Source organism: Mycobacterium sp. (assembly GCF_049281135.1).
In the GTDB taxonomy this organism is placed as follows: domain Bacteria; phylum Actinomycetota; class Actinomycetes; order Mycobacteriales; family Mycobacteriaceae; genus Mycobacterium.
In genome coordinates this window covers 1-2,969 of record NZ_JBAPRN010000667.1, presented here as the reverse complement: position 1 = coordinate 2,969, position 2,969 = coordinate 1, and the positions used below count along the sequence as shown (strand labels likewise).

Below are 2,969 nucleotides of genomic sequence, written 5' to 3'. Positions count from 1 at the left end.
GCATCGACCTGCGTGAAGATTGGCCAGCAGCGTTGCGGGAGCATGGTTTTGACGTAGATCAGCCGGCGGCGTGGAGCGCGGAAGGGTTATTGCCCTACCTGCCGCCTGAGGCTCAGGACCGGCTGTTCGACAACATCACCGCGCTCAGCGCACCGGGCAGCCAGCTCGCTACCGAGCACACCTCCGACCCGGACGCGTTCTCCGAGGAAAGCGTGCGGCGCATCGGCGAGCGATGGCAGCGCGCCGGCTTCGACCTCAACCCGGCCGATCTGTTCTATCGGGGCGAACGCAGCATCGTGATCGACTACCTCGCCGGCCATAGCTGGCAGGTGGCCGCCCATCCCGCCCCGGAGTTGTACCAGCGCAATGGATTCACGTTCCCGGAAGACGAGTCGATGGCTGCATTCCGGAACATGAGCTACGTCAACGCAACGCTGCAGAAATAGGGCAGAAATGGCACGCACCGATGACGACAGTTGGGATCTGGCCTCCAGCGTAGGCGCTACCGCGACCTTGGTCGCGGCGGGTCGGGCCATGGCGACCAGCGATCCCAACGGGCTGATCAACGATCCGTACGCCGACCCGCTGGTTCGTGCCGTCGGCCTGGATTTCTTCACCAAGATGATCGACGGCGAACTCGACTTCTCGCTGCTCCCGAACTCGTCGCCGGACCGGACTCAGGCAATCGTCGACGGGATGGGCATTCGTACCAAGTACTTTGACGAGTATCTGCTCGCTGCCGTCCAGGCGGGCGTTCGTCAAGTGGTGATCCTCGCATCGGGCCTGGACTCCCGCGCCTACCGGCTGCCCTGGCCCGACGGCACCACGGTGTACGAGATCGATCAGCCTGCGGTGATCGAGTTCAAAACGCGCACGCTGGCTGATCTGGGCGCCGAGCCGACCGCGAACAGACGCACCGTCCCAATCGACTTGCGCGCCGACTGGCCGGCCGCGTTGCGAGCCGCCGGCTTCGATACCGGCGCACCGACAGCCTGGCTGGCCGAGGGCCTGCTGATCTACCTGCCGTCCGAAGCCCAGGATCGACTGTTCGACAACATCACCGCGCTGAGCGTCCCGGGTAGCGCGATCGCCACCGAATACGTGCCCGGCTTGAAAGATATTGACTTCGAACGGGTTCGCGAGCAGAGTGCCCAGCGTCGCAAGCACGGCCTCGACATCGACATGCCGTCGCTGGTCTACGCCGGCGAGCGCAGCCACGTGATCGATTATCTGCGCGGCAAAGCCTGGAATGTCGTCGGCACTTCGCGGGCGGATCTGTTCGTCAGCAACGGACTGCAGATCCCCACGCCCGACAACGACGACCCGCTGGGCGAGATCATCTACGTCAGCGGGCCGCTCGGAAGTTAGAAGCGCGACTCCCCCATCCACAGCGCGCTGGCACCGGTCATTGACCGCTCGGCCTGTTCGATGATCCCGACTATCGACTGGATGATCAACGCGCCCAACGCATCCGGCAACGAGGCCGCCGCGGGCTGCGAAGATGGTTGTGGCCGCAGGAAGTCCCAGACCGACGAACCCGGATAGCCGACCAGGCGGACCTTGGCGTCTTCGTCCAAGCCGGCCAGCACCTTGGCCCGGCGCACGGCGGTCCGCAGGCCGCCGAGTTCGTCGACCAGGCCATGGTCGAGGGCGTCCGCGCCAGTCCAGATCCGGCCTCGGGCCACCGCCTCGACCGCTTCGATGCTCAGGTGGCGACCCTGGGCGACCCGCTGCACGAAGTCGTCGTAGACCAGGTCCGCCTCGGCCTCGACCTGGGCATGCTGCTCGGGCGTGAACGGTGCGTTGACCGACCAGGCGTCGGCATTCGCGTTGGTACGCACTGCATCTGACCCGACACCGAGCCGGTCTTTGAGGTCCCGGGCGACCAGCTTGCCTGTCAGCACACCGATCGAGCCCGTGATGGTGCCGGGGTTGGCCACGATGGCGTCAGCGCCCATCGAAACGTAATAGCCGCCAGAGGCGGCGACCGCACCCATCGACGCCACCACCGGCTTGCCGCGCTCACGGGCCTTCTTCACCTCCCGCCAGATGGTTTCCGACGCGCTGACCGAACCGCCCGGCGAGTCGACCCGCAGCACGATCGCCGACACCGAATCATCGTGCGCCGCTTCGCGAAGCCCCGCGGCGATGGTGTCAGCGCCGGCGTTGGATGAGCCGAGCGGCAATCGCGAACCGCCCCGGCCGCTGACGATCGAGCCGGCAACGGTGACGACGGCGACCGTCGACTTGGGCCCGCGCCCGGGTATGGACGGACGAGCCGGTCCGCCGGGACCAGTGGCCCGCGCGTAGCGGCTCAGATACAGCCGCGGCGGGCCGTCGTCACCGTCGGCGTCACCGGACTCCGGTGAAATTCCCTTGGCACCAACCAGTTCGGCGATCCGCGCATACGCTTCGTCGCGGAAGCCGACGCGATCGATCAGACCCGATTCCACCGCGACGTCGCGCAGTAGCGGCGCATGATCGGCCAGCTCGTCGAGACCGTCCTGGCCGATGTTGCGCGCGTCGGCGATCGCCTGCCACACCTGAACGCGCAGGCTCTCCAGCAGCCGGGTGTCGGCTTCGCGATGAGCGTCGGTGTAGCGGTCCTGTGTGAAAAGGTTTACCGCCGACTTGTATTCACCGCGCGCGACGAACTGCGCCTCGATACCGGCCTTGTCCAACGCGTCGCGCAGGAACAGCGCGTTGGTGGCGAAGCCGATCAACCCGACGCTGCCCGCCGGCTGCATCCACACCTCGCCGAACGCCGACGCCAGGTAGTACGACAGCGTTCCGGGATACGTCTCGGCCCAGGCCAGCGACGGCTTGACCGCTGTGAACGCGGCCACAGCTTCCCGTAGCTCCTGAACCGGCCCGGCCGCGGCGGCGGGGAGCTCGACGCGAGCGATCAGGCCGGCCACCCGGGGATCGTCGGCCGCACGGTGCAGTGCGGAGACGGCCTCGCGCAGCGC

3 protein-coding genes are annotated in these 2,969 nt (G+C 67.2%); 2 read left to right on the top strand and 1 reads right to left on the bottom strand.

Annotation, left to right across the window (positions count from 1 at the left end; genetic code table 11):
• Positions 1–446: class I SAM-dependent methyltransferase (locus tag WAN02_RS26745; RefSeq protein ID WP_422268072.1), on the top strand; the 446-nt coding region annotated here is incomplete at its 5' end.
• Between the two features lie 7 nt (positions 447–453).
• Entirely contained in the window at positions 454–1,368 is a 915-nt protein-coding gene (locus WAN02_RS26740) for a class I SAM-dependent methyltransferase (RefSeq protein ID WP_422268070.1), read from the top strand.
• Here WAN02_RS26740 and sppA read toward each other — a convergent pair.
• Positions 1,365–2,969 (bottom strand): signal peptide peptidase SppA (gene sppA / locus WAN02_RS26735; protein WP_422268068.1); only part of this gene is annotated, 1,605 nt, incomplete at its 5' end. The genes WAN02_RS26740 and sppA overlap by 4 nt on opposite strands.